This window comes from Rhodoferax sp. (assembly GCF_028714215.1).
GTDB lineage: Bacteria > Pseudomonadota > Gammaproteobacteria > Burkholderiales > Burkholderiaceae_C > Rhodoferax.
Map to the genome: position 1 here is coordinate 1 of NZ_JAQTMS010000071.1, position 23920 is coordinate 23920.

Annotated in this window: 25 protein-coding genes; 9 read left to right on the top strand and 16 right to left on the bottom strand. The window is 63.9% G+C overall.

The genetic code is table 11. The features are described from left to right. The first annotated feature begins 138 nt into the window (after nucleotides 1–138). Nucleotides 139–348 carry a hypothetical protein gene (locus tag PHS32_RS21995; protein ID WP_301081557.1) on the top strand — a complete coding sequence of 70 codons (210 nt, stop codon included), beginning with the start codon at nucleotides 139–141 and terminating at the stop codon, nucleotides 346–348. Here PHS32_RS21995 and pip read toward each other — a convergent pair. Both pip and PHS32_RS22005 read right to left on the bottom strand, forming a co-directional pair. Next, nucleotides 345–1316 carry a prolyl aminopeptidase gene (pip, locus tag PHS32_RS22000; RefSeq protein WP_301081558.1) on the bottom strand — a complete coding sequence of 324 codons (972 nt, stop codon included), beginning with the start codon at nucleotides 1314–1316 and terminating at the stop codon, nucleotides 345–347. The two genes, PHS32_RS21995 and pip, sit on opposite strands and share 4 nt — an antisense overlap. Nucleotides 1317–1331: 15 nt before the next feature. Further along, on the bottom strand, nucleotides 1332–3062 hold the full coding sequence (locus PHS32_RS22005; RefSeq protein WP_301081559.1) for a thiamine pyrophosphate-binding protein: 1731 nt from the start codon (nucleotides 3060–3062) through the stop codon (nucleotides 1332–1334). Between the two features lie 102 nt (nucleotides 3063–3164). Between PHS32_RS22005 and PHS32_RS22010 the strand changes: the two genes are divergently transcribed. From PHS32_RS22010 to PHS32_RS22025, 4 genes are read left to right on the top strand one after another with little or no spacing between them, the layout of a single operon-like run. Further along, complete coding sequence (locus tag PHS32_RS22010; protein ID WP_301081560.1) at nucleotides 3165–4916, top strand: thiamine pyrophosphate-binding protein; 1752 nt, start codon at nucleotides 3165–3167, stop codon at nucleotides 4914–4916. Between the two features lie 15 nt (nucleotides 4917–4931). Continuing rightward, the gene (locus PHS32_RS22015; RefSeq protein WP_301081562.1) at nucleotides 4932–5843 is read left to right on the top strand and encodes a bile acid:sodium symporter family protein; all 912 of its coding nucleotides are present in this window, start codon (nucleotides 4932–4934) and stop codon (nucleotides 5841–5843) included. After that, on the top strand, nucleotides 5840–6796 hold the full coding sequence (locus PHS32_RS22020) for an SDR family oxidoreductase (RefSeq protein WP_301081563.1): 957 nt from the start codon (nucleotides 5840–5842) through the stop codon (nucleotides 6794–6796). Before PHS32_RS22015 ends, PHS32_RS22020 begins: the two co-directional genes overlap by 4 nt. A 23-nt stretch (nucleotides 6797–6819) precedes the next feature. Then, nucleotides 6820–7644, top strand: coding sequence for an SDR family oxidoreductase (locus PHS32_RS22025; RefSeq protein ID WP_301081564.1), 825 nt, complete (start codon nucleotides 6820–6822; stop codon nucleotides 7642–7644). 120 nt (nucleotides 7645–7764) lie between these two features. Here the strand turns inward: PHS32_RS22025 and PHS32_RS22030 are convergent, their stop codons facing one another. Beyond that, a complete protein-coding gene (locus tag PHS32_RS22030; protein ID WP_366143501.1) occupies nucleotides 7765–8862 on the bottom strand; it encodes an MFS transporter in 1098 nt (365 codons plus the stop codon). Nucleotides 8863–8952: 90 nt separating this feature from the next. On the opposite strand from PHS32_RS22030, the gene PHS32_RS22035 reads away from it, so the two are divergent. After that, nucleotides 8953–9909, top strand: coding sequence for a DMT family transporter (locus PHS32_RS22035; protein ID WP_301081565.1), 957 nt, complete (start codon nucleotides 8953–8955; stop codon nucleotides 9907–9909). 32 nt (nucleotides 9910–9941) lie between these two features. Here the strand turns inward: PHS32_RS22035 and PHS32_RS22040 are convergent, their stop codons facing one another. From PHS32_RS22040 to PHS32_RS22095, 12 genes are all read right to left on the bottom strand, one after another. Then, a complete protein-coding gene (locus tag PHS32_RS22040) occupies nucleotides 9942–10328 on the bottom strand; it encodes a HEPN domain-containing protein (protein WP_301081566.1) in 387 nt (128 codons plus the stop codon). Further along, nucleotides 10312–10635 carry a nucleotidyltransferase domain-containing protein gene (locus PHS32_RS22045; protein WP_301081568.1) on the bottom strand — a complete coding sequence of 108 codons (324 nt, stop codon included), beginning with the start codon at nucleotides 10633–10635 and terminating at the stop codon, nucleotides 10312–10314. The genes PHS32_RS22040 and PHS32_RS22045 overlap by 17 nt, the downstream gene beginning before the upstream one ends. A gap of 81 nt (nucleotides 10636–10716) precedes the next feature. Beyond that, on the bottom strand, nucleotides 10717–11211 hold the full coding sequence (locus tag PHS32_RS22050) for a PaaI family thioesterase (protein WP_301081569.1): 495 nt from the start codon (nucleotides 11209–11211) through the stop codon (nucleotides 10717–10719). 29 nt (nucleotides 11212–11240) lie between these two features. Next, the gene (locus PHS32_RS22055) at nucleotides 11241–12629 is read right to left on the bottom strand and encodes a formimidoylglutamate deiminase (RefSeq protein WP_301081571.1); all 1389 of its coding nucleotides are present in this window, start codon (nucleotides 12627–12629) and stop codon (nucleotides 11241–11243) included. Next, nucleotides 12619–13419 carry an N-formylglutamate deformylase gene (gene hutG / locus PHS32_RS22060; RefSeq protein ID WP_301081572.1) on the bottom strand — a complete coding sequence of 267 codons (801 nt, stop codon included), beginning with the start codon at nucleotides 13417–13419 and terminating at the stop codon, nucleotides 12619–12621. Before hutG ends, PHS32_RS22055 begins: the two co-directional genes overlap by 11 nt. After that, nucleotides 13416–14630, bottom strand: coding sequence for an imidazolonepropionase (gene hutI, locus PHS32_RS22065; protein ID WP_301081573.1), 1215 nt, complete (start codon nucleotides 14628–14630; stop codon nucleotides 13416–13418). The genes hutG and hutI overlap by 4 nt, the downstream gene beginning before the upstream one ends. Then, on the bottom strand, nucleotides 14627–15187 hold the full coding sequence (locus PHS32_RS22070; RefSeq protein ID WP_301081574.1) for a HutD family protein: 561 nt from the start codon (nucleotides 15185–15187) through the stop codon (nucleotides 14627–14629). The genes hutI and PHS32_RS22070 overlap by 4 nt, the downstream gene beginning before the upstream one ends. Continuing rightward, on the bottom strand, nucleotides 15184–15894 hold the full coding sequence (gene hutC / locus PHS32_RS22075; RefSeq protein ID WP_301081575.1) for a histidine utilization repressor: 711 nt from the start codon (nucleotides 15892–15894) through the stop codon (nucleotides 15184–15186). Before hutC ends, PHS32_RS22070 begins: the two co-directional genes overlap by 4 nt. A gap of 1 nt (nucleotide 15895) precedes the next feature. After that, on the bottom strand, nucleotides 15896–16660 hold the full coding sequence (locus tag PHS32_RS22080) for an amino acid ABC transporter ATP-binding protein (protein ID WP_301081576.1): 765 nt from the start codon (nucleotides 16658–16660) through the stop codon (nucleotides 15896–15898). Then, complete coding sequence (locus PHS32_RS22085) at nucleotides 16657–17325, bottom strand: amino acid ABC transporter permease (RefSeq protein ID WP_301081577.1); 669 nt, start codon at nucleotides 17323–17325, stop codon at nucleotides 16657–16659. Before PHS32_RS22085 ends, PHS32_RS22080 begins: the two co-directional genes overlap by 4 nt. Nucleotides 17326–17342: 17 nt before the next feature. Next, nucleotides 17343–18086 (bottom strand): transporter substrate-binding domain-containing protein, encoded by a 744-nt coding sequence (locus PHS32_RS22090; protein WP_301081578.1) that lies wholly within the window; start codon nucleotides 18084–18086, stop codon nucleotides 17343–17345. 25 nt (nucleotides 18087–18111) lie between these two features. Continuing rightward, nucleotides 18112–18852: an IclR family transcriptional regulator gene (locus tag PHS32_RS22095; protein ID WP_301081580.1), complete on the bottom strand. Its 741-nt coding sequence runs from the start codon at nucleotides 18850–18852 to the stop codon at nucleotides 18112–18114. A 260-nt stretch (nucleotides 18853–19112) separates the two neighbouring features. On the opposite strand from PHS32_RS22095, the gene hutU reads away from it, so the two are divergent. From hutU to PHS32_RS22110, 3 genes are read left to right on the top strand one after another with little or no spacing between them, the layout of a single operon-like run. Then, nucleotides 19113–20819: a urocanate hydratase gene (gene hutU / locus PHS32_RS22100; RefSeq protein WP_301081581.1), complete on the top strand. Its 1707-nt coding sequence runs from the start codon at nucleotides 19113–19115 to the stop codon at nucleotides 20817–20819. A gap of 1 nt (nucleotide 20820) precedes the next feature. After that, nucleotides 20821–22461 carry a histidine ammonia-lyase gene (gene hutH, locus PHS32_RS22105; RefSeq protein WP_301081582.1) on the top strand — a complete coding sequence of 547 codons (1641 nt, stop codon included), beginning with the start codon at nucleotides 20821–20823 and terminating at the stop codon, nucleotides 22459–22461. A gap of 10 nt (nucleotides 22462–22471) precedes the next feature. Next, nucleotides 22472–23155 carry a class I SAM-dependent methyltransferase gene (locus PHS32_RS22110; RefSeq protein WP_301081584.1) on the top strand — a complete coding sequence of 228 codons (684 nt, stop codon included), beginning with the start codon at nucleotides 22472–22474 and terminating at the stop codon, nucleotides 23153–23155. Here the strand turns inward: PHS32_RS22110 and PHS32_RS22115 are convergent. Next, nucleotides 23152–23655 carry a pilin gene (locus PHS32_RS22115; RefSeq protein ID WP_301081585.1) on the bottom strand — a complete coding sequence of 168 codons (504 nt, stop codon included), beginning with the start codon at nucleotides 23653–23655 and terminating at the stop codon, nucleotides 23152–23154. The two genes, PHS32_RS22110 and PHS32_RS22115, sit on opposite strands and share 4 nt — an antisense overlap. Nucleotides 23656–23920 lie beyond the last annotated feature (265 nt).

Genomic DNA, 23920 nt, shown 5'->3' on the forward strand with positions numbered 1-23920 from the left:
TCCATCCAGTTTCTCCTTTCGTTTGCTTGGCGGCTCACGATTGGTAGTTTCTGCGATGGACACCTACGTATATGTCAAACTCCTACTGCCACCCCGGCAAAGCCGGGGGATCTCCCATTTGATTAGAGGAAATTTGCCATGACCATTAAGACCAAAATCGAAGTAAAAACAGGTGCCAAGGCGAAGAGCCCGATTTTTGAGGCCGTACATGAGACGGCCCTTGACCTGCATCGTCTGGGCTTTATTGACCAACGCAAGATGCGCAAGTTTGATGTTCTGTGCCAAGAACCTATTCCGGACTACGACAGCGAAAAAATCAGAGCCTTGCGGGATCGATTCAATCCCTAAGCAAAGCGCCCAGTCGTCTTGAATTGGTCTGTTGCCGCCACCAGCGCCCTGGCAGTGCCCGGCTCCGAGGCGGCGTGGCCGGCGTCTTCCACCAGGATGAATTGAGCCTCGGGCCAGGCTTGCTGCAGGCGGTAGGCGGATGCCGGCGGGCACACCACGTCGTAGCGGCCCTGGACGATGACGGCCGGCAGATGCCGTATCCGCTGCACATTGCGCACCAGTTGGTCTTCGCTCAAAAAGCCCTGGTGCTGAAAATAGTGCGCCTCCAGCCGGCCCACGCCCAGTGCCACCCGATCCGAGCCAAATTGTTCGGCCTCTTCGGGATGCGGCAGCAGGTGCAGGCAACTGCCCTCATAACGGCTCCAGCTTCGGGCCGCCGCGCTGGACTCTGCCTGGTCTTCGCTGAACAAGCGCTTGGCATAGGCCTGCAACAGGTCGGCGCGCTCCTCTGGTGGAATAGGCGCCAAAAACTGCGTATGTTCTTTCGGAAAAAACCAGCCGATGCCGTTCATGAACCAGTCGATCTCAGTCGGGGTACAGAGAAAGATACCGCGCAGTACAAAGCCCAGACAACGCTGCGGATGGCTCTCGCCATAGGCCAGCGCCAGGGTCGAACCCCAGGAGCCGCCGAACACCAGCCATTGGTCAACACCCATCATTTGCCGGATCTTTTCGATGTCGTCGATCAGCAGTTGCGTGCTGTTGTTGCGGTACTCGCCCAGCGGCGTCGATTGCCCGGCACCACGCTGATCGAACAGCACGATGCGGTAGCGCCGCGGATCGAAAAATTGCCGGTGCAGGGGCGACAAGCCGGCGCCCGGACCACCGTGCAAAAACAGCACCGGCAGCCCCAACGGGTTGCCGCATTCTTCCCAGTACAGGGTATGCAATTCGTCCACCGCCAGCCGTCCGCTGCGGTAGGGTTCGATTGGCGGATAAAGGGCTGATTCCGGGCTAGGCAGATTCATGACGAGGAAACGCTTTCATTTGGATTTTTGCAGCGCCTGCGCAGTGATGGCCGACAAGGTCCCGCGGGTGGTGATCACTTCCGGGTCCAGCAGCACTTCGATCAGGGTGCCTTCGGGCCGCGCCAGCGCCGCCAGCAACTCGGGCTCGAACTGCTCGGTGCGGCTGATGCGCACACCGGCGTAGCCATAGGCGCGCGCCAGCGCCGCGAAGTCGGGATTCTTCAGTTGGGTGCCGGCGACGTGCTGCGGATACTCGCGCTCCTGGTGCATCCGGATGGTGCCGAACATGCCGTTGTTGAGCAGCACGATGATGGTCTTGGCGCCGTATTGCACGGCCGTCGCCAGCTCCTGCCCGTTCATCAAAAAGTCGCCATCGCCGGCAACGGTGAAGACGACGCGCCCGGTGGTGATGGCCGCTGCAATGCCGGCCGGCACGCCGTAGCCCATGGCGCCATTGGTCGGTGCCAGTTGCGTCTTGAAGCCCTTGGCCAGGCCGTGATGGCGGTAGAAGCGGTGCACCCAGCTGGCAAAGTTGCCAGCGCCGTTGGTCAGCACCGCATCGACCGGCAAATGCTGTTGCAGCGTCGCCACCAGTGCCGGCATGTCGACCTCGCCGGGCAGGGTCTGCGGCAGCAGATTGGCCAGGTAATCGGCCTGGCAGGCTTGCGTCCAGGCTTGCCAGGCCAGTGTCGGCGGCGCCGCCAAAGTCTCCAGCGACAGGGCTGCCGCGCCCATGCCGGCGTTGATCGCCAGGTCGGCCTGGTAGACGCGGTTCAGTTCTTCCGCGCTGGCATGAATGTGCACCAGCTTCTGCTTCGGTCGCGGCGCCTCGAGCAAGGTGTAGCCGCCGCTGGTCATCTCGCCCAGACGGGCTCCCACGGCCAGGATCAGGTCGCTGCTTTTGATGCGCGCCGCCAGCTTGGGATTGATGCCGATGCCCACATCGCCGGCATACAGCGGATGGTGGTTGTCGAAGATGTCCTGAAAGCGAAACGCATTGCCCACCGGCAGTTGCCAGTGCTCGGCAAAGCGCTGCAAGGCCTGTGCCGCCGCCACCGTCCAGCCGCCACCGCCGGCGATGACAAAAGGCCGCTGCGCCTGCAGCAGCAGCTCGCGCAAGCGGCTTAGCGATCCGGGGTCGCACCAGGCCTCGACGGCAGTCACGCGCGGCAAGGCTTGCGGCGGCAATCCGCTGACCGCGTCAGCCACCAGGGTCTGCGTCAGCATGTCTTCCGGCAACACCAGCACCACCGGTCCGGGTCGGCCGTTCATGGCGGTGGCGAAAGCACGCGCCACGTACTCGGGAATGCGCCGCGCATCGTCGATGCGTTCCACGCGCTTCGCAAAGCCCTTGGTGCTGGGTCCGAAAAAGCTCGGGAAATCGACTTCCTGAAACGCTTCGCGGTCCCGCGTGTCGCTGGCCACGTCGCCGACAAACAGCACCATGGGCGTCGAATCCTGAAACGCGGTGTGCACGCCGATCGAGGCATTGGTGGCACCGGGGCCGCGCGTCACAAAACAGACGCCCGGGCGCCCGGTCAGCTTGCCATGCGCCTCCGCCATGTAGGCGGCGCCGCCCTCCTGGCGATTGATGATGAACTGGATCTGATCGCGGTAGCGGTGAAAGCCATCCAGCACCGCGAGATAGCTCTCGCCGGGTACGCCAAAGGCGTGCGTGACACCTTGTTCGACAAGGCACTGGACCAGCAAGTGGCCGGCAATTTGGGGTGTGGGTGTGATTGTCATGGACCCCATTGTGCCGAAATTGCATAATGACCAGCCCAGCCCAGCCGGTCAATCGAGGTCCCGTTCAGCAACGGATTCAAAAGGATTACAGGAGACAACAAGATGGCAGAGATCAGCGGCGGCGAAGTTATCGCCCGCATGTTGCAGCAGGAAGGTGTCGAAAAAGTCTTCGGCATCATCGACGGCACCTACTTTGGTTTCTACGAGGCCTTGCACCGAATCGGCATCGAGATCGTGACGCCGCGCCACGAGACCTCGGCCGCGCACATGGCCGGCGCCTATGCGCGGCTTACCGGCAGATTAGGTGTCTGCATGGCCAGCAACGGACCCGGCGTGGCCAACCTGCTGCCGGGACTGGTGGTGGAGCAGGCCGACGGCAACCGGGTGCTGGCCATTACCAGCGCGCGCCGACCCAGCATCATGTACCCGGACCGCGGCGGCAGCTACCAGTGTTTCGATCAAAGCGGCGTCATCGGCAAAATCGCCAAGTGGAGCAGCGCGGTGTCGTCCTTTGGCCGCGTGCCGGAGCTGCTGCGCAAGGCGCTGCGCAAAAGCTACGAGGGGCGGCCCGGCGTGGTACACCTGGACGTGCCGGAAAACATCATGAACGCCAAGGTGAAGGCCGATGTCGGCTACTGGTCGCCAGGCCAGTACCGCGCCACCGATAGGCTGTCGCCCTCGGCCGAGCAGGTGGCCGGCGCGGCACAGTTATTGATCAGCGCCGCGGCGCCCATGATTCACGCCGGCAGCGGCGTCATTCACGCGCTGGCCTTCGACGCCTTGCGGCGCGTGGCTGACCTGCTGCAGGCGCCGGTCACCACCAGTTGGGCGGCACGCGGCGTGCTCACCGAAGCGTCGCCGCTGGCCATCACCATGCCGCACGTCAAACTCAACCACCGGGTGCGCAACGAGGCCGACGCGGTGCTGATCCTGGGCTCGCGCCTGGGTGAAACCGACTGGTGGGGCAAGCCGCCCTACTGGCGCAAGCCGTCGGAGCAGAAGACCATCCAAGTCGATCTGGATGCCGACATGATTGGCCTGAACAAGCCGGTCGATCTGGCCATCGTCGCCGACCTGAAACGCTTTCTTGAGTTGCTGGGCGATGAGCTGACACGACGCCAGGCCGAGATCAAGCTGGACGCCCGGCGCGAGCGCGTCGCCACTTATGCCAAAGTCATGAAGGATGAGCGCGCCGGCTGGGACAAGGCGCTCTCCGACATGGCCATACCGATGAACCCGGCGCACATAGGCGCCGTTTGCGGCAAACTGTTTCCAGCGGACTCGGTGCTGGTGGCCGACGGCGGCAATGCCACCATCTGGGCCATGTTCTACCACCAGGTGACGGTGCCCAACACGGTGCTGTCGACCTTCAAGTTCGGCATGCTGGGCGCCGGCATGGCGCAGGCGGTGGGCGCCGCCATCGCGCGGCCCGGTCTGCCCGTTTGCTGCATCATCGGCGACGGCGCCATGGGCTTTCATTCGCAGGAGGTCGAAACGGCGGTGCGCAACAAGGCGCAGGTGATCTACATCGTGCTGTGCGACAAGCAATGGGGCATGGTGAAGATGAACCAGCAGTTCATGCTGCGGCCCTTCAAGACCATGCTCTTCAAGCACCTGGACCCGGATGAAACGATCAAGGCCGACCTGGGCGAGATCGAGTTCGACAAACTGGGCATCAGCATGGGCGCCTACGGTGAGCGGGTGTCAGACCCGGCGCAGTTGAAGCCGGCGCTGGAGCGGGCGCTGGCCACCGGCCGTTGCGCCGTGATCCACGTCGATGTGGATCCGGTCAAGCACATGTGGGCACCGGGCCTGATCCACTTCAAGAAGATGCACGAGGAACCCAAAGGTTAACGCGGAGCAGTCGCCATGACCGACATTGATCTGGTCCGCCTCAACTTCAGTCCGCAGTCGCTGCTGCTGCTCAACGTGGTGTTGGGCTTCGTCATGTTCGGCGTTTCGCTGGAGCTCAAAACCGACGACTTCAAGGAGGCCTTGCGCACGCCGCGGGCTCTGGTCATCGGCTTGCTGGGCCATCACCTGGTGTTTCCGGCCTTCACTTTTCTGCTGGTGCTGTTGATGCAGCCGCGCCCCAGCATCGCGCTGGGCATGATCCTGGTGTCATCCTGCCCGGCCGGCAACATCTCCAACTTTCTGACCCATTTCGCCCGCGGCAACACGGCGCTGTCGGTCTCCATCAGCACCTTGTCAACGCTCACCGCGATCGTCATGACGCCGCTCAACATCGCCTTCTGGGGCGGCCTCTACGCGCCGGCGCAGCCGCTGCTGCGCCAGGTGGCGGTCAATCCGCTGGAGATGTTCCTGCATGTGTTCTTGCTGCTGGGGCTGCCGCTGGCCATCGGCCTCTTTGTCTCGCGCCGCTGGCCGCGCTTCACGGCGCGCGCGCAAAAGCCGATGAAGATCTTCTCACTGGCCTTCTTCCTGCTCTTTGTGCTGGCCGCGCTGGGCGCCAACTGGCAGTACTTCAAGCTTTACGTCGGCATGGTGGTGGGCGTGGTGCTGGTGCACAACGCTTGCGCCCTGCTGACCGGCTACGGCATGGCCTTCGTCGCCAAGCTGCCCGAGCGTGACCGGCGTGCCGTGGCGATCGAGTGCGGCATCCAGAATTCGGGGCTCGGCCTGATCCTGATCTTCAGCTTTTTCGACGGCCTGGGCGGCATGGCCGTCATCACCGCCTGGTGGGGCATCTGGCATATCGTCGCCGGGCTCTCGCTCGCCACCTTCTGGAGCCGGCGGCCACCCTCGCTGCTCACCGCATGAAGACTCGCAGCGTCCTCGTCACCGGCAGTTCGGGCTATCTGGGCAACCAGGTAGTGGCGCGCCTGGCCCAGCGCGCCGATGTCGCCACCATCGCGCTGGACCTGCGCGAGCCGCTGCAACGCCTGGCCGGCGTGGCGTATGAAGTGGCCGACATCCGCTCGGCGGATGTCGAAGCCATCGTCGCCGGCCACAACCCTGACGTGGTGGTGCATCTGGCGTCTATCGTCACACCCGGCAAGAACAGCAGCCGCGAATTCGAATACAGCGTCGACGTTGGCGGCACCCGCAATCTGCTGCAAGCCTGCGTCAGGCATGGGGTGCGGCGTCTGATTGTCTCGTCCAGTGGCGCCGCCTACGGTTACCACCCCGACAACCCGCCCTGGCTTACCGAGAGCGACGCGCTGCGCGGCAACCAGAGCTTCGCCTATTCCTGGCACAAGCGCCTGGTGGAAGAAATGCTGGCCGACTACCGGCAGAGCCAGCCGCAACTGGAGCAGATCATCCTGCGTATAGGCACCATCCTGGGCGCCACGGTCAACAACCAGATCACCGACCTGTTCAAGAAACCGCGCCTGCTGGCCATCCGCGGCTCGGACAGCCCCTTCGTCTTCATCCACGACCAGGATGTGGTGGGCGCCATTCTGCATGGCATAGATTCGCCCGTGACGGGAATTTTCAACGTCGCGGGCGATGGCCAACTCACTATCCACGAGATCGCCGCGCGCCTGAACAAGCGCTGCCTGGTGTTGCCGGCCGGACTGCTCAGGGCGGCGCTGTGGCTGCTGAAGAAGCTCAAGGCGACCCAATACGGGCCGGAACAACTTGACTTTTTGCGCTACCGGCCGGTGCTGCACAACGCCCGGCTGAAAACCGAGTTCGGTTACGTGCCCAAGCTCAGCTCGGCCCAGGTGTTCGAGCTGTGGCGTGCGGCGCAACAGGCCAAGGCCTTGTGAGCGCCTGCGCGCCTGGCTGACACATGATGCGTCGTCGTAACTTCCAGGGCCAAGTGGTCTTGATCAGCGGTGCCGCTGGCGGGCTGGGCGCGGCCTTGTGCCGGCGTTACGGCGTCGCTGGCAGCTTGATTGCCGCCATGGACCTGGACGCGGCGCGACTCGATGCCCTGGTGCGCACGTTGGCGCAATCCGGCGCACAAGCGCTTGCCCTGCCGGGCGACATCACCGACCCTGTGGCTTGCAAGATGGCCGTTGCAGCAACGCTGGCCCACTTTGGCAGGCTCGACGGCCTGATCAACAACGCCGGCATCAGCCATCGCAGTCTGTTGCGCGACACCGACCCGGGCGTCATACGCCGCGTCATGGAGGTCAACTTCTTCGGCGCCTTGCATCTCACGCACGCCGCCCTGCCCCACGTCACGGCACAGCGCGGTTTCATCGTCGCCATTTCCAGCGTCGCCGGCTTTTCGCCGCTGGTCGGGCGCACCGGCTACGCGGCCAGCAAACATGCGCTGCTGGGGTTTTTCGACAGCTTGCGTTGCGAGGTCGAAGCGAGTGGTGTCAGCGTGACGCTGGTCTGCCCGTCTTTCATCCGCACCGGCATCGGCGCCGCCGGATTGGGCGGTGACGGTAGCACGGTGTCAAGCCCGCGCATCACCAGCGGCGGCGAATCGACGGCAGAAGACATCGCCCAGCGCATCTTTGTTGCCGTGGCCGGGAATCGCCGTTTCTTGCTGCCAGACCGCACTTCGCGCCTGGCCTGGTGGTTCAGCCGCCTGGCGCCTGGCCTTTACGCCCGTGCCATGAAACGCCGGCTGGGCGTTGAATTTGAAGCTCTGCCGCGTTAGAAACAATTATTTTGCGGTCCGGCGCCCCACCCCCAGCGCTGCCAGCACGCTGAGCGCCAGCACCACGGCCGCACCCATCAGCGTGGCGCCGTACCAGCCGCGGTCCATGAACATGCCAAACTACAGGGGTGACAGGGCCGAGCCCACGTCCAGACCGGAATAGACCATGCCGTAAACCCGGCCGATGGCGCCCTTGGGCGTTGCCTTCTTGATCATCATGTCGCGCGACGGCCCGCCTATGCCAATCGCAAAACCGGTGCTCGCCAACACCACCATGCTGAGCCTGGCGCCCAGCCAGCCGGTGCCGCACAGCGCCAGCAGAACCGCCCCGCTGGCCATGGCCAGGGCCACCACGCGATTGCTGTCGGCCGTGCGTGCCGCGACAAAGCCGCCGACAAACATGCCCAGCGCGCCGCACAGCATGTAAGCCGTCAGGGTCAAGGTAGCGGCCTCAAAACTCACGTCATGCATCGCTTTCAGAATGGAGACCGAAAAGCTTTGCACCACCGCCAGCGTCATGGTGGACAACAGAAAGAAGGAAAAACACCACCACACCACCGGCAACTTCATGAAAGCCATGCTGTGTTCGAGCGGCGCGTCGGGATGCTGCACCGCTGTGTGCGTGCTCAATTTGTCGCGTTGCAGGATCAGCAGCATCAAAATGCAGACATACATCACCGCCGCCGCCAGATAGGCCGTGCGCCAGGTGGAAAGACGGCTGATGGCGGCAAAAAATACCGGTGCCGCGGCCCAGCCCAGGTTACCCGTCAGGCCGTGCGCACTGAAGGCGTAACCCAGCCGCGGGGCCGAGACCCGCTGGTTCAAAATAGTAAAGTCAACCGGGTGGAAAGTGGCATTGCCCAGGCCCGCCAGCGCCGCCACCAGCAGCAGCCCGGTGTAGCCGGTGACCATGGCCGCCGCGCTACAGGCCAGCACAAAAATACCCTGTGCCAGATACAGCAACGGCCGCGCCCCCAGGCGGTCGACCAGGAAACCGGCAACGGCCTGCCCGAGACCGGAGACCACGAAGAAGGTGGTCATCAACAAGCCCAGCTGCGAGTAGCTCAGGCCGAACTCTTTCATGAACACCGGAAACATCAACGGCAGCAGCAGGTGGGCAAAATGGGAGCTGGCATGGGCCAGTCCAACCAGACCGATGATGCTGGCGTCCTGCTTAAGAGGTACGCCGCGAGGCGGATGAAGTGCGAGGCTGGTCATGCCGCGATGGTAAGGCAGACCCCGATCCCAATCGTTGGACAATAGGCAATACACCTTAACTTCAATGGACCTATTCGGGGACAGCGCATCTTGAAAATCACCCACCCCCCGAGCGCCGTGCTGGCGGCACTGGCCGCCGCCGCCCTGTTCGGGGCCAGTACGCCTTTTGCCAAACAGTTTGTCGGCGAGCTCTCGGCCCTGCTGCTGGCCGGCTTGCTGTACCTGGGCAGCGGCGTCGGCTTGAGCGCCTTGCGTCTGCTGCGCGACCGCGGCTGGCGCGCCCCGGGGCTGACGCGCTCCGAGTGGCCCTGGCTGCTGGGCGCCATTGCCTGCGGCGGCGTCGCCGGGCCCACCTTGCTGATGCTGGGCCTGGCCCGCTGCAGCGCCGCCTCGGCCTCCTTGCTGCTCAATCTGGAGAGCGTCTTGACCGCCTTGCTGGCCTGGGTCGTGTTCAAGGAAAACGCCGACCGGCGCGTCATCCTGGGCATGCTGCTGATTGTGCTGGGAGGCCTGCTGCTGTCCTGGCCCGGCACATCGGGCGGCGCGGTCGAGGGCTGGGCCGGCGCGGCCCTGATTGCCGGTGCCTGCCTGTGCTGGGCGCTGGACAACAATTTGACGCGCCAGGTTTCCAACTCGGATGCGCTGTTCATTGCCGGCCTGAAAGGCCTGGTGGCGGCGGCCGTCAACATCGGCCTGGCGCTGCTGCTGGCGCAGTCCCTGCCGCCGTGGCGCGTCACGGGACCGGTCCTGCTGATCGGTTTTCTGGGTTACGGCGTCAGTCTGGCGCTGTTCGTGCTGGCGCTGCGCGGCCTGGGAGCGGCACGCAGCGGCGCCTACTTCGGGTTGGCGCCGTTCCTGGGCGCCGCCATTGCCGTTGGCGTGTTCCGTGAAAGCACTTCACCCCTGTTCTGGGGCGCCGGATTCTTGATGGCCCTGGGCCTCTGGCTGCACCTGACGGAGCAGCACAGCCATCCGCACTGGCACGGCGACATGCAGCACAGCCACCCGCACTACCCGGACATGGAGCACCGGCACGAACACAGGTAAAAAGACAGAAAGATGAAAAGCGGGATGACGTATCAGTCATCAACCTGAGTGCAGACCCATGCCAGGACCGCACGCAGCAGCGCATCGAGTTCTTCACGCTCCATCGAGGACGTCATTTCGTCGTCGTACCGAAATTCCACCGCAAACGGATTAAGGCTGCGCAGTTCATCCACTGAAATTGGCAGTGCCGTTCCATGGTCCAACACAGTTTGTCCCAACGCCGCGAGATCGTGGGTGCGCCGCACCTCAATGCTGTGCCGGGTACAAACGGCTTTCAAAGCCTTCTCAACGGCTTGCTGGGCATGAAAACCGAGCGCAGCCATCGTGGCTTTGGGCAGAGGCAGCAGCAGCGCGAAGGTGTCGCTGTCGCGCTGCGCCAGGCGCAGCAGTCGGCGTGCCTCTTCACGCGCTGGCGTCATGAATCAGTCTTCCTTCCTTGGCCGCCCAGTAGGGCAGGGTTCCGGGCACCTGGCTGCGACGCGCGAACTCCTCGCCGGACATCACCAGCACATCGACGCCAACACCGATGGCACCAATGGCGCGGTGCAGTCTCAGGTACTCATCGGCCTTGTCCGGCACGTGGCTCTCGATAACCAGCAGATCCAGATCCGAGCCTTCGTCAGCATCGCCCCTAGCGTAGGAGCCAAACAGCATGACTCGCGCAGGGCTGCTCGCCGCATTCGCGGCGCGACGTGCTGCATCAAGAATGGCATGTTGGGCCAACATAAACCCTCGCTTTGGAAACTCCGCTATGAACGCGGCCATTCTATTCTTGAAACGATTCGCAGAAGCATCGTCCTGCGCAAGCTACTTCAACCCCAAGGGATCGGTGGCGGTGCCGTCGCCTATCAGTTGCCCCATCTTGAAAATGCCGCTGACGCGCAAGGCGGCTTGGCCATCGGCCGTCACCAGCCCCTGGCCGAACAACATGTTGCGCGTGGTGCGCAGCACCTCCGCTTCACCCTGCACCCAGGCGCCCAGGGCAGCTGCGCCCATGTAATCAATTTGCAGGCTGATGGTGGGCAGAAAACGCCGCTCCATCTCGCCCTGGTACATGGCTGCGCAGGGAATCAGCATGTCGGCAAAAGTCGCCAGCATGCCGCCGTGACAGACCTTCAGCGGGTTGCTGTGCCGCTCTTCGACGCGAAAGCCCAGCAGCAGGCGCTGGCCGCTCCACTTGGCGTACAGCGGGCCATTGTGAGAAATGAAAGGGCCACCGAGTTTGACGCTTCGGAAGCCTTCTGGAATGTTCTCGGCGGCAGTCATTGCAACATCGTCGAAATGAGTGGAGGTGTGGGTCATAACCCGTATTGTCGCGTCTCACGCCGCACTCAGGTCCAGAGAGCCTTCATGGTCCGCACAAAATCATGTCCTAGTTGCGGCCTGCGCTCCAGTGCGGACGGCATCGGTCGGCCAGCCACAAAGACTTCGGCAATGGGGGCTTGCGGGCTGGAAAACACCAGCGCGTCGAGCAGGTGGTCGGCCGGCACGCCCAGCAGCGCCGATGATTGATCGTCAAGCACAGAGAAGTCGGCTCGGTGACCCACCTGTATCGCACCCAGCGGCAAACTGGTGGCAGATCTGCCACCGGCCAAAGCCGCCTGTAGCAGCGCGGCGGCACTGCTAGCACTGTCGCCGGCCCGGGCCGCCACATTGCGCCGGTGCTGCGTCAAGCGCTGCGAGTACTCCAGCAGCCGCAGTTCCTCGGTCCAACTGCGCGTCACATGGCTGTCGGAGCCGATCGACCAGTTGCCGCCATAGCCCGAAAAATCGAACACGCCGTCGCCCAGATTGGCTTCCGTGCTGGGGCAGATGACGATGGCCGCGCCGCTGGCGCGCACCGCTTGCAACTCCGCCGCCGTGCCCTGCGTTGCGTGGACCAGATTCCAGCGGGCATCCAGCGGCACATGCGCCAGCAGGTACTCGATCGGGCGCTGGCCGGTGGCGGCGATGCAGTCCTGCACCTCCTGCATCTGCTCCGCAATGTGGATGTGGATCGGCAGAGCATGGCCCGCGGCAACCGCAGCTACTTCCTGGATCGCCGCCAGATCGACGGCGCGCAAGGAGTGCACAGCCACACCCAGATTGACGTTTGAACAAGCACCGGCTTGAGCCCGCAGATCTTCGATCAGGCGCAACACACTGTCGGGCGTCGAGGCAAAGCGGCGCTGATCCTCGCGCAAGCCGGTCGCCGTAAAACCGGAACGCATGTAAAGCGCCGGCAGCAGCGTCAAGCCGATGCCCACGGTCTGCGCCGCCCGCACCAGCGCCAGCGACATTTCCAGCGGGTCGGCATGAGGCTGTCCATCGGCCGCGTTGTGCAGGTAGTGAAACTCGCAGACCTGGGTGTAGCCGGCGGCCAGCAGTTCGGCATAGAGGAAGGCCGCAATCGCCTCCAACTGATCCGGCCTGATGCGCCGCGCCACCGCGTACATGCGGTCGCGCCAGCTCCAGAAATTGTCGCCGACGGCAGCGCCGGAACCGCCCGCGCGCTCGGTCAGGCCCGCCATGGCGCGTTGAAAAGCGTGACTGTGGGCGTTCACCAGTCCCGGTAGCACGGGACCCCTCAGAACGGTGGCCCCGCTTCGGTCCGGCAGCGCCGCATGGGTTTGAATGTCGCACCAGTTGCCGTCGCCGTCCACGCTCAGCAGCACCTCGGGAGCCCAGGCACTGTCGATCCAAGCTTGGGCGGCAAAAAAGCTTCTGGCCTTATATTTCATAAACAGTCCGGCAGGCTGCCAGCGCAGCGGTCAGCATGGTTTTCAGCAGCGGCTGGATCGGCCTGGCCATCGCGGCGTCGTAATCGAACGGTGCGTCCTCACGCATGTAGAGGTAGCGGCACATCTCCAGTTGCACGGCTTGCACCCGGGCTTGCGGCGCGCCGTAATGGCGGGTGATGTAGCCGCCCTTGAATCTGCCATTGAGCACATGGCTGACCTGCCGGTTCTCCGCGCAAACACCGACCACCGCGGCGGCAACCGCGGCATCGGCCGCGGCGCCGCCGGCGGTGCCAATGTTCAAACCCGGCAGCCTGCCCTCGAACAACCACGGCAACTGCGAACGAATGCTGTGCGCATCCCACAGCAAGGCGTAGCCATGGCGTGCCTTGATGCGTTGCAACTCCGCCGCCAGTGCCGCGTGGTAGGGCAACCAATAGCGCTCGCGTCGACCATTGCGCTCCTCAGGCGTGGGCTCGCGGCCCGGCCGGTACAGCGCGTCGCCACTGAAGAAGCGCGTCGGACAAAGCTCGGTGTTGGACGCGCCAGGGTACATGGGGGCATCGTCCGGCGGCCGGTTCAGGTCAATCAGATAGCGCGAGTAGCGCGGCTTGATCACACTGGCGCCCAGCTCGGGCAGGAAGTCATAGAGCCGGTCCAGATGCCAGTCGGTGTCTTCCACGGCCAGCGCGCGGGGCTCCAGGGCGCCCTGCAATTCGGGCGGGATTTCGGTCCCGATATGGGGCATGCTGACCAGCAGCGGCGATGCCCCGCGGTGCAAAGTAAATGTCATCTGACTTCACCGTTGAAAATGGTTTGGATACAGGGATTGGCGCCAAGCGCGTAACTGAGCTGCGCCGCTTGCCGCACATCCCACAACACAAAATCGGCACGCTTGCCGGGCGCCAGCACGCCGCGGTCCGGCAAACCCAGCGCCTGCGCCGCCTGCCGCGTCACGCCGGCCAGTGCTTCCTGCGGCGTCAAGCGGAACAAGGTGCACGCCATGTTGAGCATCAGCAGCAGCGAGCTGCACGGGGAACTGCCGGGATTGCAGTCGGTGGCAATGGCCATCGGCACCTGATGCCGGCGCAGCAAGTCGACCGGCGGCAGCCTGCTTTCACGCAGAAAATAAAACGCACCCGGCAACAACACAGCCACGCTGCCGGCCTTGGCCATAGCCTGCGCGCCCTGCTCCGACAGCCATTCCAGGTGATCGCAACTAAGGGCACCAAAACCGGCAGCCAATTCGGCACCGCCGCTGTCACTCAGTTGTTCCGCATGGAGCTTGACCGGCAAGCCCAGTTGCCGGGCGGCCTCGAACAGGCGGGCTGTTTGTGCCGGACTGAAAGCAATGCGCTCGCAAAACGCATCCACCGCATCGACCAGACCTTCGGCCTGAAGCAGCGGCAACATGCGCAACACCTCATCCAGATAATCGTCGGTGCGAGCGGCAAACTCGGGCGGCACCGCATGCGCGCCCAGAAACGTGGTGCGAATGGATACCGCATGCTCTTGCCCCAGTTCGCGCGCCACCTGTAGCATCTTGCGTTCGTGCTCCAAAGTCAGGCCATAGCCCGACTTGATCTCCAGCGTTGTCACACCCTCCCCCAGCAATTGCTGCAAACGCACCCGGCTTTGTGTTTTCAGTTCTTCGGGGCTGGCACTTCGAGTTGCCTGCACGGTGGACGCGATGCCACCGCCACGGCGTGCAATCTCTTCGTAAGTCGCACCGTTCAGGCGCAACTCGAATTCATCGGACCGATCGCCGGCGTAGACCAGATGGCTGTGGCAATCGATCAGTCCGGGGGTGATCAAGGCACCACCGGCGTCATGCTGTTGCCCGCAACGCCGGGCCAGTTCCGGTGGCAAATCACGCCGCTCGCCGACCCAGCGCAGCAACGCGCCGTCAACCACCAATGCAGCGTCCTCAATCAAGCCGTAAGGTACTGCCGGATTGGGCAGCATGGTCGCCACGCTACAGCCTTGCCAGAGTTTCAGGCTCATGCGGCAATCTCCATCCACAAGGCGTCGGCACTTTCGACCCGCACGGCTGCATTGGCCGGCAGCTTGCGCCAAGCCAGGCTATGCGCCGGAATCGTCAGCGTTTCATGCCTGGAGAACACGGTCGCGCCCGCCTCCATCGCGTAAACCGCAACCACAAGGGAAACACTGGTGTCCAACTTGAGCTGGCCTGACACCCGCTCCATCTGCGCCGAAGCCCGGTTGCCGCGCAGCATCAGGTTGAAGTCCTGTGTGGCACCCTCCAGCAACTGGCAGTCGACCGCGCTGGCACCGTCAAAACACAGGGGCTCGCTGCGGCGGGTCAGCTCATGCAAGTGGCCGTCGATGGTCAGCCGCACACCGGCACCGCAGAGCACCGCAAACCAGCGCCGCACACCGTCGAAACGGGAAAAAGGTCCGCTGGCGGCGACCTCGGCCACCGACATGCGCCAAACCCAGTCGGCGCTATCGGGCCAGGCGAGCAGCTCACGGGTCACGCCGCCGCCATTGCGCCAGTGGCTGGGCGCGACCTCGGCCAGTTGAACGATGTTCCAGTTCACAGTTCGAATTTCCCGCTGAAGCTGTAGCGCAGGCCGGGGTAAACCAGGCGCGCCAGACTGGCTACATGAATGCCGCTGATGGTGCGCCGGGTCATCACCAGACAGGGCTCGCGGCGCTTGATCGCCAGCTGTTTCGCTTCCAGCGCGCTGGGCAACGCGGCCTTGATCGAATAGCTGGCCTCCGTCAGCGGTGCCTGTTCAAGCAGGTAGCGGGTCGGTGTGGTGCGGCTGAAATCAACGCTCAGATAGTGCGGCGCCGCTTGCGGATTGACGTGGCGATCCTCAAACTGGATCGGCACCCCGTCTTCAAAATGCACCATGACCGAATGAAAGACGGTGCTGCCGGTGCGCAGTTTCAGGATCTGCGCCAGTGCCGTATCGGCGCGCACCTTCTCAACCGTCAGGACTTTTGTGGCGTGGCTGTGACCTCGCTCCAGCACTTCTTCATGGATGTCGCGCACCGCCAGGGTGCTGGAGATCCGGTGCAACTGCGCCACCACCGTGCCGGAACCCCGGACCCGGGTCACCAGCCCCTCCACCGCCAACTCCTTGACGGCCCGGTTCACCGTCATCCGGCTGACGCCGAACTGCTGCTGCAATACCGCCTCGCTGGGCACCGGATCGCCGGCGCGCCAGAGCCCCAGGTTGATCTGCGCCTTGACATAGGCCTTGACCTGCTGGTAGGCCGGCAAGCGGGTATCGGGCATCTCAAGCGCGGTTCAGGACCGCCCGCAAAAAGTCGCGCGTGCGCGGCTGGGTCGGGTTGGTAAAAATGATGTCGGGGGGACCAGCCTCGATCAACACGCCGCCATCCATCACCACCACGATGTCGCCGACTTCACGGGCAAAGTCCATTTCATGGGTCACCACCATCATCGTCATGCCCTCGCTGGCCAACAGCTTCATCACTTGCAGCACCTCGCCCACCAGTTCCGGGTCCAGCGCCGAAGTGGGTTCGTCAAACAGCATCACTTGCGGCTGCATCGCCAGGGCCCGGGCAATGGCCACGCGCTGCTTCTGGCCGCCCGACAGACTGGCCGGCATGGCGTGGGCTTTTTCCGCCAGCCCGACCTTGTTCAGCAAGACCATGGCCTCGCTGTTGGCCTGCGCCCTGGAGACCGCGCGCACCTTGCGCGGACCGACGGTAATGTTGTCTATCACCGACAGATGCGGAAACAGGTTGAACGACTGGAACACCATGCCCACCTGCTCGCGCAAATGGTTCAGCGGCTGGTCGCCCAGCATCTGGCCGGCTTCGGACAAGGTGTGGCCACAGATCTCGACCCGGCCGCTGTCGGGTTGTTCCAGCCCGTTGCAGCAACGCAAGAAAGTGCTTTTGCCGGAGCCGCTGGGGCCTATGATGACCACCACCTGGGATGGCTGAACCTCGAAATCGATGTTCTGCAACACCACATGATCGCCAAACGACTTGCGCAAGCCGCGGATGCTGAGAATGGGTTTTTGCATGTTCATTGCACCATGCCTCCGGCCCGCAGATGCTCCTCGATGCGACGCAAGGCCAAGGTGGTGAGCCCGGTCAGCACGAAATACAGGACCGCAATGGCCAGGTAGACCTCCAGTGAGCGGTAAGTCACGCTGATGATCTTCTGCCCCTCGTGCATCAGGTCGTGGATGGTGAGCAGCGACACCAGGGCCGAGTTCTTGATCAGGGCAATGAATTCGTTGCCCAGCGGCGGAATCATGCGCACCAGCGCCTGCGGCAGGATGATGGAGCGCATGGCGGTGCCGTACGACATGCCCAGCGAGCGCGCCGCCTCCATCTGTCCCCGGTCCACCGACTGGATGGCGCCGCGCACGATTTCCGACACGTAGGCACCAGAATAAATGCCCAGCCCGATGACGCCGCAAAAGAACGCCGGCAACAGAATGCCGAACTGCGGCAGGCCGAAGAACAGCAGAAACAACTGCACCAGCAAAGGGGTGCCGCGAATCGCCGCAACATAGCTGGTGCACAGCGCGTAGACCACGCGCCGTTCGGGCTTCAGGCGCCCGATTCCCACCAGCAAGCCCATGATGCAGCCCAGCAGCAAGGCCACCGCCGTAATTTCGACAGTGATGAACGCGCCCTGGAGCAGATTGCGCCAGCCGACAAAAACCGGGGAGAAATCGAGTCCCATCAAATCCGCCTGAGCTGTTATTTGCCGGAGTTGCTAAACCATTTCTTGACGATCTGGGCATAGCTGCCATCGGCCTTGAGTTTGGCCAGGGCGCCGTTGATGGCCTTGGTCAACTCCGGCGTGTCCTTGCGCAGCGCCATGCCGTACTCCTCGGTGGTGAGTTGCTGCTCCAGCACATGCAGTCCGCCGCGCGTGCGCACGTACTGGAAGGCCGCCGGCTTGCCGGTAACGGCGGCGTCGGCGCGGCCGATCTCGACCAGGTTGAACATCTCCTGGTTCTTTTCCACCTCCACCAGTTGCACCTTGGGGTAGTTGCTGCCCAGGTAGCCGACCGACTTGGTCCCCACTTGGACGCTGACTTTCTTGCCGTTCAGGTCGTTCAGCGTCTTGATCGCGGCGTTGCCGTCCTTCACCATGGCGACCAGTCCGCCGGCGTAGTAAGAGTCGGTGAAGTCGACCACTTTCTTGCGCTCGTCGGTGATGTAGATGGCCGACACGGCGACGTCGAAGCGTTTGGAGACCAGTCCCGGAATCAGGCCCTTGAAGTCGATGTCTACCCATTCGACGCGCTTGTTCAGCACTTTCCCGATGGCCTCCACCAGGTCGATGTCAAAGCCGCTGCGTTTGTTGTTTTCAACAAATTCCATGGGCGGAAAAGTGGCGTCGGTGCCGACGCGCAGAACGTCTTGCGCGTTCGAATGGGCGGCGCCCAGCGCGGCGACGGCCAGGCAGGACAGAAGGAAGGTGCGGCGAAAGTTCATGGGAGATCTCCAGGGGGTTGAAACATTAGGGGGTACGCAAACTTCGGGATATCCGGGCGGCCGTCACTACCGTCATCTGAATCAGGGGCGAATGCTTGCCGTGCACACGCATGCTGGGCGCCATCAGGGTCAGGGCACCGAGGGCGCGCTTGCCGGGGCCTAGCAAAGGCACGCTGACACCCCAGACACCGGGATCCACTTCCCCGTTGCTGACGACGAAGCCGGCTTTTCGGATCGCGCCCAGTTCGGCCAGAAGGTCCGCTCGTGGCCGCTCCTCGCCCAGGTTGGCGTCCAGCGCGGCGTTCAATTCCCCCGGCGGCAGGTGCGCCAGCAGGCATTTTGCCGAGGCGCCTTTTTGCAGTGGCACGCCGCGCCCCTTCTCGAACGAACAACGCAAGGCTTGCCGGCTCTCAATCATGTCAAGGCAAATGGCCTGGCCGTTGACGGCCACGATCAGGCCCACGCTCTCCTGCGATTGCTGCGCCAGCAGTTGCATGTCGGCCTGCGCGTGCTGCACCAAGTGCGAAGCCATGTCGAAGCCTAGCGCCAGTTGCAGACTCAGCGGACCGGGCGCGTAACGGCCCTCGCCTTCCAGCACAAAACCCCAGCGCTTGAGAGACGACAGTTGCCGGTACAAGGTGCTTTGGCTCAGTTGCGTCTGGTGCAGCAACTCGGCCGCCGTCATGGCACGTCCATGGCGCGCCAGCGTGGCCAGAACCACCAGGGCGCGATCGACCGCGGAAACGGGACGGGAGTCGGACAACATGGGCTCAGTATCGGATGCCTGGATTCGGCCGTAAACCAAAAATTATCATCTATTGGGAATCGACCTCTCTATTTTGAAACCACCACAAGCGCTCCCGCCAGTCACCGGTGGGGCGCTGTTTCTCCTCTGAAACGAATAGAGAAATGGCTGTTCGCCAGATGGTGCCAAGGTCTTTCGACTACGGGTTTTCCCTGAACGATTCAAGTTGTATAGACAACTAAACTGAACTCACAAACCGTTAACCGAACCGCGAGTTCACCATGACCGACCTCTCAGCAACCCCCTTTTTCAACAGCCAGGCGCGGCCGGTGCGGGCGCCCCGTGGCAACGCCCTGACTTGCGCCAACTGGCAAATCGAGGCCGCCTACCGCATGCTGCAAAACAACCTGGACCCGGAAGTGGCCGAGAACCCGGATGCGCTGGTGGTCTACGGCGGCATCGGCAAGGCGGCGCGCGACTGGCCATGCTTTGATGCCATCCTGGACAGCTTGCGCAAGTTGAAGGCCGACGAAACGCTGCTGGTGCAGAGCGGCAAACCGGTGGGCGTATTTCGCACCCACCCCGGCGCACCGCGGGTGCTGATCGCCAATTCCAATCTGGTGCCTAAATGGGCCACCTGGGAGCACTTCCACGCGCTGGACCGCGCCGGCTTGATGATGTACGGCCAGATGACCGCCGGCAGCTGGATTTACATCGGCTCGCAAGGCATTGTGCAAGGCACTTACGAGACTTTTGTCGAAGCCGGGCGCCAGCATTTTGGCGGCCAACTGGCCGGGCGCTGGATACTGACCGCGGGCCTGGGCGGCATGGGTGGTGCCCAGCCGCTGGCGGCCAGCTTTGCCGGTGCCTGCTCGCTCACCGTGGAGTGCCAGCAAAGCTCCATCGATTTCCGGCTGCGCACCCGCTACCTGGACCAGCAGGCCATGAATCTGGACCAGGCGCTTGAAATGATTGCGCAGCACACCGGGCGCAAAGAGGCGGTGTCTATCGGCTTGTGCGGCAACGCCGCCGAGGTGCTGCCGGAACTGGTCCGGCGCGCGCAAGCCGGCGGTATCCGCCCCGACATCGTGACCGACCAGACCTCGGCGCACGACCTGGTCAACGGCTACCTGCCGTCCGGCTGGAGCGTGGAACGCTGGCGCGCCGCGCAGCGCGACCCGGCGCAGCATGCGGAGTTGACGCAAGCCGCCGGCCAGTCCTGTGCCAGCCACGTGCGCGCCATGCTGGCTTTTCATGCCATGGGCGTGCCGACCGTGGACTACGGCAACAACCTGCGCCAGGTCGCCAAGGATTACGGCGTGGCCAAGGCCTTCGACTACCCCGGTTTTGTGCCGGCCTATGTGCGCCCCTTGTTTTGCCGCGGTGTCGGCCCGTTCCGCTGGGTGGCGCTCAGCGGCGACCCCGAAGACATCCGCAAGACCGACGCCAAAATGAAGGCCCTGTTCCCTGATCACCCGCAGCTGCACCGCTGGCTCGACATGGCGCAACAACGCATCGCGTTTCAAGGCCTGCCGGCACGCATCTGCTGGATCGGTTTGGGCCAGCGCCATCTGGCCGGCCTGGCCTTCAACGAGATGGTGCGCAGCGGCGAGCTGAAAGCCCCGATCGTGATCGGCCGCGACCACCTGGACAGCGGCTCGGTGGCGTCGCCCAATCGCGAGACCGAAGCCATGAAGGACGGCAGCGATGCCGTCAGCGACTGGCCGCTGTTGAACGCGCTGCTCAACACCGCCAGTGGCGCGACCTGGGTCAGCCTGCACCACGGTGGCGGCGTCGGCATGGGATACTCGCAGCACGCCGGCGTGGTGGTGGTGTGCGATGGCACGCCGGAGGCGGCCCAGCGCATCGCGCGCGTGTTGTGGAACGACCCGGCCAGCGGCGTCATGCGGCATGCCGACGCCGGTTATGAAATTGCCGAAGAGTGCGCCCGTGAACATGGCCTCAAACTGCCGATGAAGAAGCCCTGAGATGCAAACCCATTTAACGATCGAGCCAGGCCAGCTGACACTGACGCAACTGCAAGCCATTCACGCCGGCGTCCGGCAACTGACGCTCCCTGAAACCTGCCGCGCGCTGATCCGCGCCAGCCAGCAAGTGGTGCAGCGTGCCGCCGATGGCGAGGCACCGGTCTACGGCGTCAACACTGGCTTTGGCAAACTGGCCAACCAGCGCATCAGCAAAGCGCAGCTCGACACCCTGCAACTCAACTTGATCCGCTCGCACAGTGTCGGCGTCGGCGAGCCGCTGGCGCCGGCGGTTGTGCGCTTGATGCTGGCACTCAAGGCCGCCAGCCTGGCGCGCGGCTATTCGGGCGTGCGTGAGGTCGTCGTCGACACGCTGCTGGCGGTGTACAACGCCGGACTGGTGCCTTATGTGCCGTCCCAGGGCTCGGTCGGCGCCTCCGGCGACCTGGCACCGCTGGCGCACATGACACTGGCCTTGATCGGCGAAGGCGACATGCTGCGGGACGGCCAGCGCGTGCCGGCCCTGGCGGCCTTGCGGCAAGCCGGCATTGCACCGCTGACACTGGGCGCCAAGGAAGGCCTGGCCTTGATCAACGGCACCCAGACCTCCACCGCGCTGGCCTTGCACGCCCTGCTCACCTTCGAGCCGGTGCTGGAAGCGGCCCTGGTGATTGGCGCCCTCACGGTGGACGCCGCGCGCGGCAGCGATGGGCCGTTCGACCCGCGCATCCATGCGCTGCGCGGTCAACCGGGCCAGATCGACGTGGCCCAGTATTACCGCGCGCTGCTGGCGGGCAGCGCCATCCGCCGCTCCCACCAGGACGGCGATGACCGCGTGCAAGACCCCTACAGCCTGCGCTGCCAGCCGCAGGTGGTGGGCGCCTGTCTGGACCAGTTGCGCCACGCCGCCCTGGTGCTGCTGCGCGAGGCCAACGCGGTGACCGACAACCCGCTGGTTCTGTTCGCCAATGAGGACCTCCAAGCGGACGCCGCGGATCCGGCTTTGCCGGGCCGCCAGCGGCGCCCCCCTGGGGGGGAGGCGGCCACAGGCCGCTTCGGGGGGGAGCTTATTTCGGGCGGTAATTTTCATGCCGAGCCGGTGGCGCTGGCGGCGGACGGCATGGCACTGGCCATTGCTGAAGTGGGTGCCATTGCCGAGCGCCGCATTGCGATGCTGATCGACGCCGGCGTGTCGCGCCTGCCACCGTTCCTGACGGCCGACGCCGGCCTCAACAGCGGCTTCATGATCGCGCATGTGACGGCCGCCGCGCTGGCCTCGGAGAACAAATCGCTGGCGCACCCGGCCAGCGTCGACAGCCTGCCCACCAGCGCCAACCAGGAAGACCATGTGTCGATGGCCACTTTTGCCGCGCGCCGCCTGCAGGCCATGATCAGCAACACCGCCAACATCCTGGGCATAGAGCTGCTGGCGGCGGCGCAAGGCATCGAGTTCCTGCGTCCGCTGCGCAGCTCGATCGCGCTGGAGCAGGCGCATGCGCTGCTGCGCCAGCAGATACCGGCGATGGTGCAAGACCGCTTTCTGGCACCCGACATGGCGCACGCCACCAGCCTGGTGCGCAACGGCTCTTTGTCGCGCATCTTCCGCACCCTGCCCGGTCTGCCCCGGCTCTGGACTCCCTCCTGAGGCGCTCAGCGTGCTGATCAACGACGAATTCACCTTGCTGCAATCGCTGGTCGATCTGACGCAGCGGCCGGACATCATCGAATTGGGCTGCGGCGCCGCCCAGCTGTCACGCCAATTGCTGGAGCACTGCCCCGGCTGCCGGGTCACCGGCCTGGAAGTGGACCAGCGTCAGCACGCCAGGAACCTGCAACTGCCACGCCAGCGCCTGCAATTCGTGCTGGCCGGGGCTCAGGCTATTCCCTTTGAAGCCCAGCGTTTCGACCTGGCGCTGATGCTCAAGTCGCTGCACCATGTGCCGCTGGACCAGATGGACCACGCCCTGTCGGAAGTGCATCGGGTGTTGCGACCCAAGGGCCTGATGTACGTTTCGGAGCCGGTTTTCGCCGGCGCCTTCAACGAGGTGATGCGCTTGTTTCACGACGAGGAACGGGTGCGTGCGGCGGCCTTGCGCGCGGTGCAGCAGGCCATTGCCTCGGGCGCCTGGGAGGCAGAGGCCGAAATATTCTTCGAAACACCGCTGCACTTGCGCGACTTTGCCGAGTTCCAGCAACGCATGATTGGCGTCAGCTTTGCCGATCACCATCTTGATGCCGCCACCTTGCAGGCGGTGCGTGAGCGCTTTGAAGCGCACATGACGGCAGACGGTGCCCACTTTGTCCGGCCGATGCGCGTCAATCTGCTGCGCAAGCGCTAACCGCGGCAGTTGGCCGGGGCGTATTTACCGGGCAATGTACCGAAGGTGCCGTGATTGACCGCCGGATTTTGATCGGCGGAATTACAGTTCCAGACAATCTGTCCGCCCGGCGCAGTGGAACCGGTGGCAGTTCCAATCAACCTTGGACCATCCGAACTGCCAATGCGCGGAGCCAAAATCAGGGTGTTGGCGCCGGCCGGGGATATCTTGTCGGTGTAGGTAATCGTGATCTGGCCCCGGGCGTCATCGATGTCGACGCTGCTGACGTTATCGGTTCCAGCAGGGGAGGTCCAACCCGTGCTGAAGGCGGTACCAAAGATGGCGTTCTCAAGCACCATGGTTTTCGCCGGTGCCGCCAACGACAAGCCTTCGCTGACCTTGGCCCTGATGACGTAATCACTGTAGGCCGGTAAGGCCAGCGACGCCAGAACACCCACAATCGCCATCACAATCATCAGTTCGATCAGCGTAAATCCGGCTTCAAGCTTAACTGTTCCCACGCAGTCCTCCACTCTTCATTCTGCCAACATGGTCGAGGATGATCCGGGATTCAAGGCGCCAGGTCAAGAGCGGGAACAGAACAAAAAAAACCCACCGGGCACTGCCTGGTGGGTTTTGTCAGCCGACGCAGCCGCTAGCCCATCTTTCTCAACTCGCCGTTGCTTTCCCGGGAATTGGATCTTGGGTTGCGCGTAAGTGCTTGATTTGCAAAGGGGCAAGCCGTGGCGACGCTTGTGGTGGAGACTTTGGTCCTTGTCGTGGAGG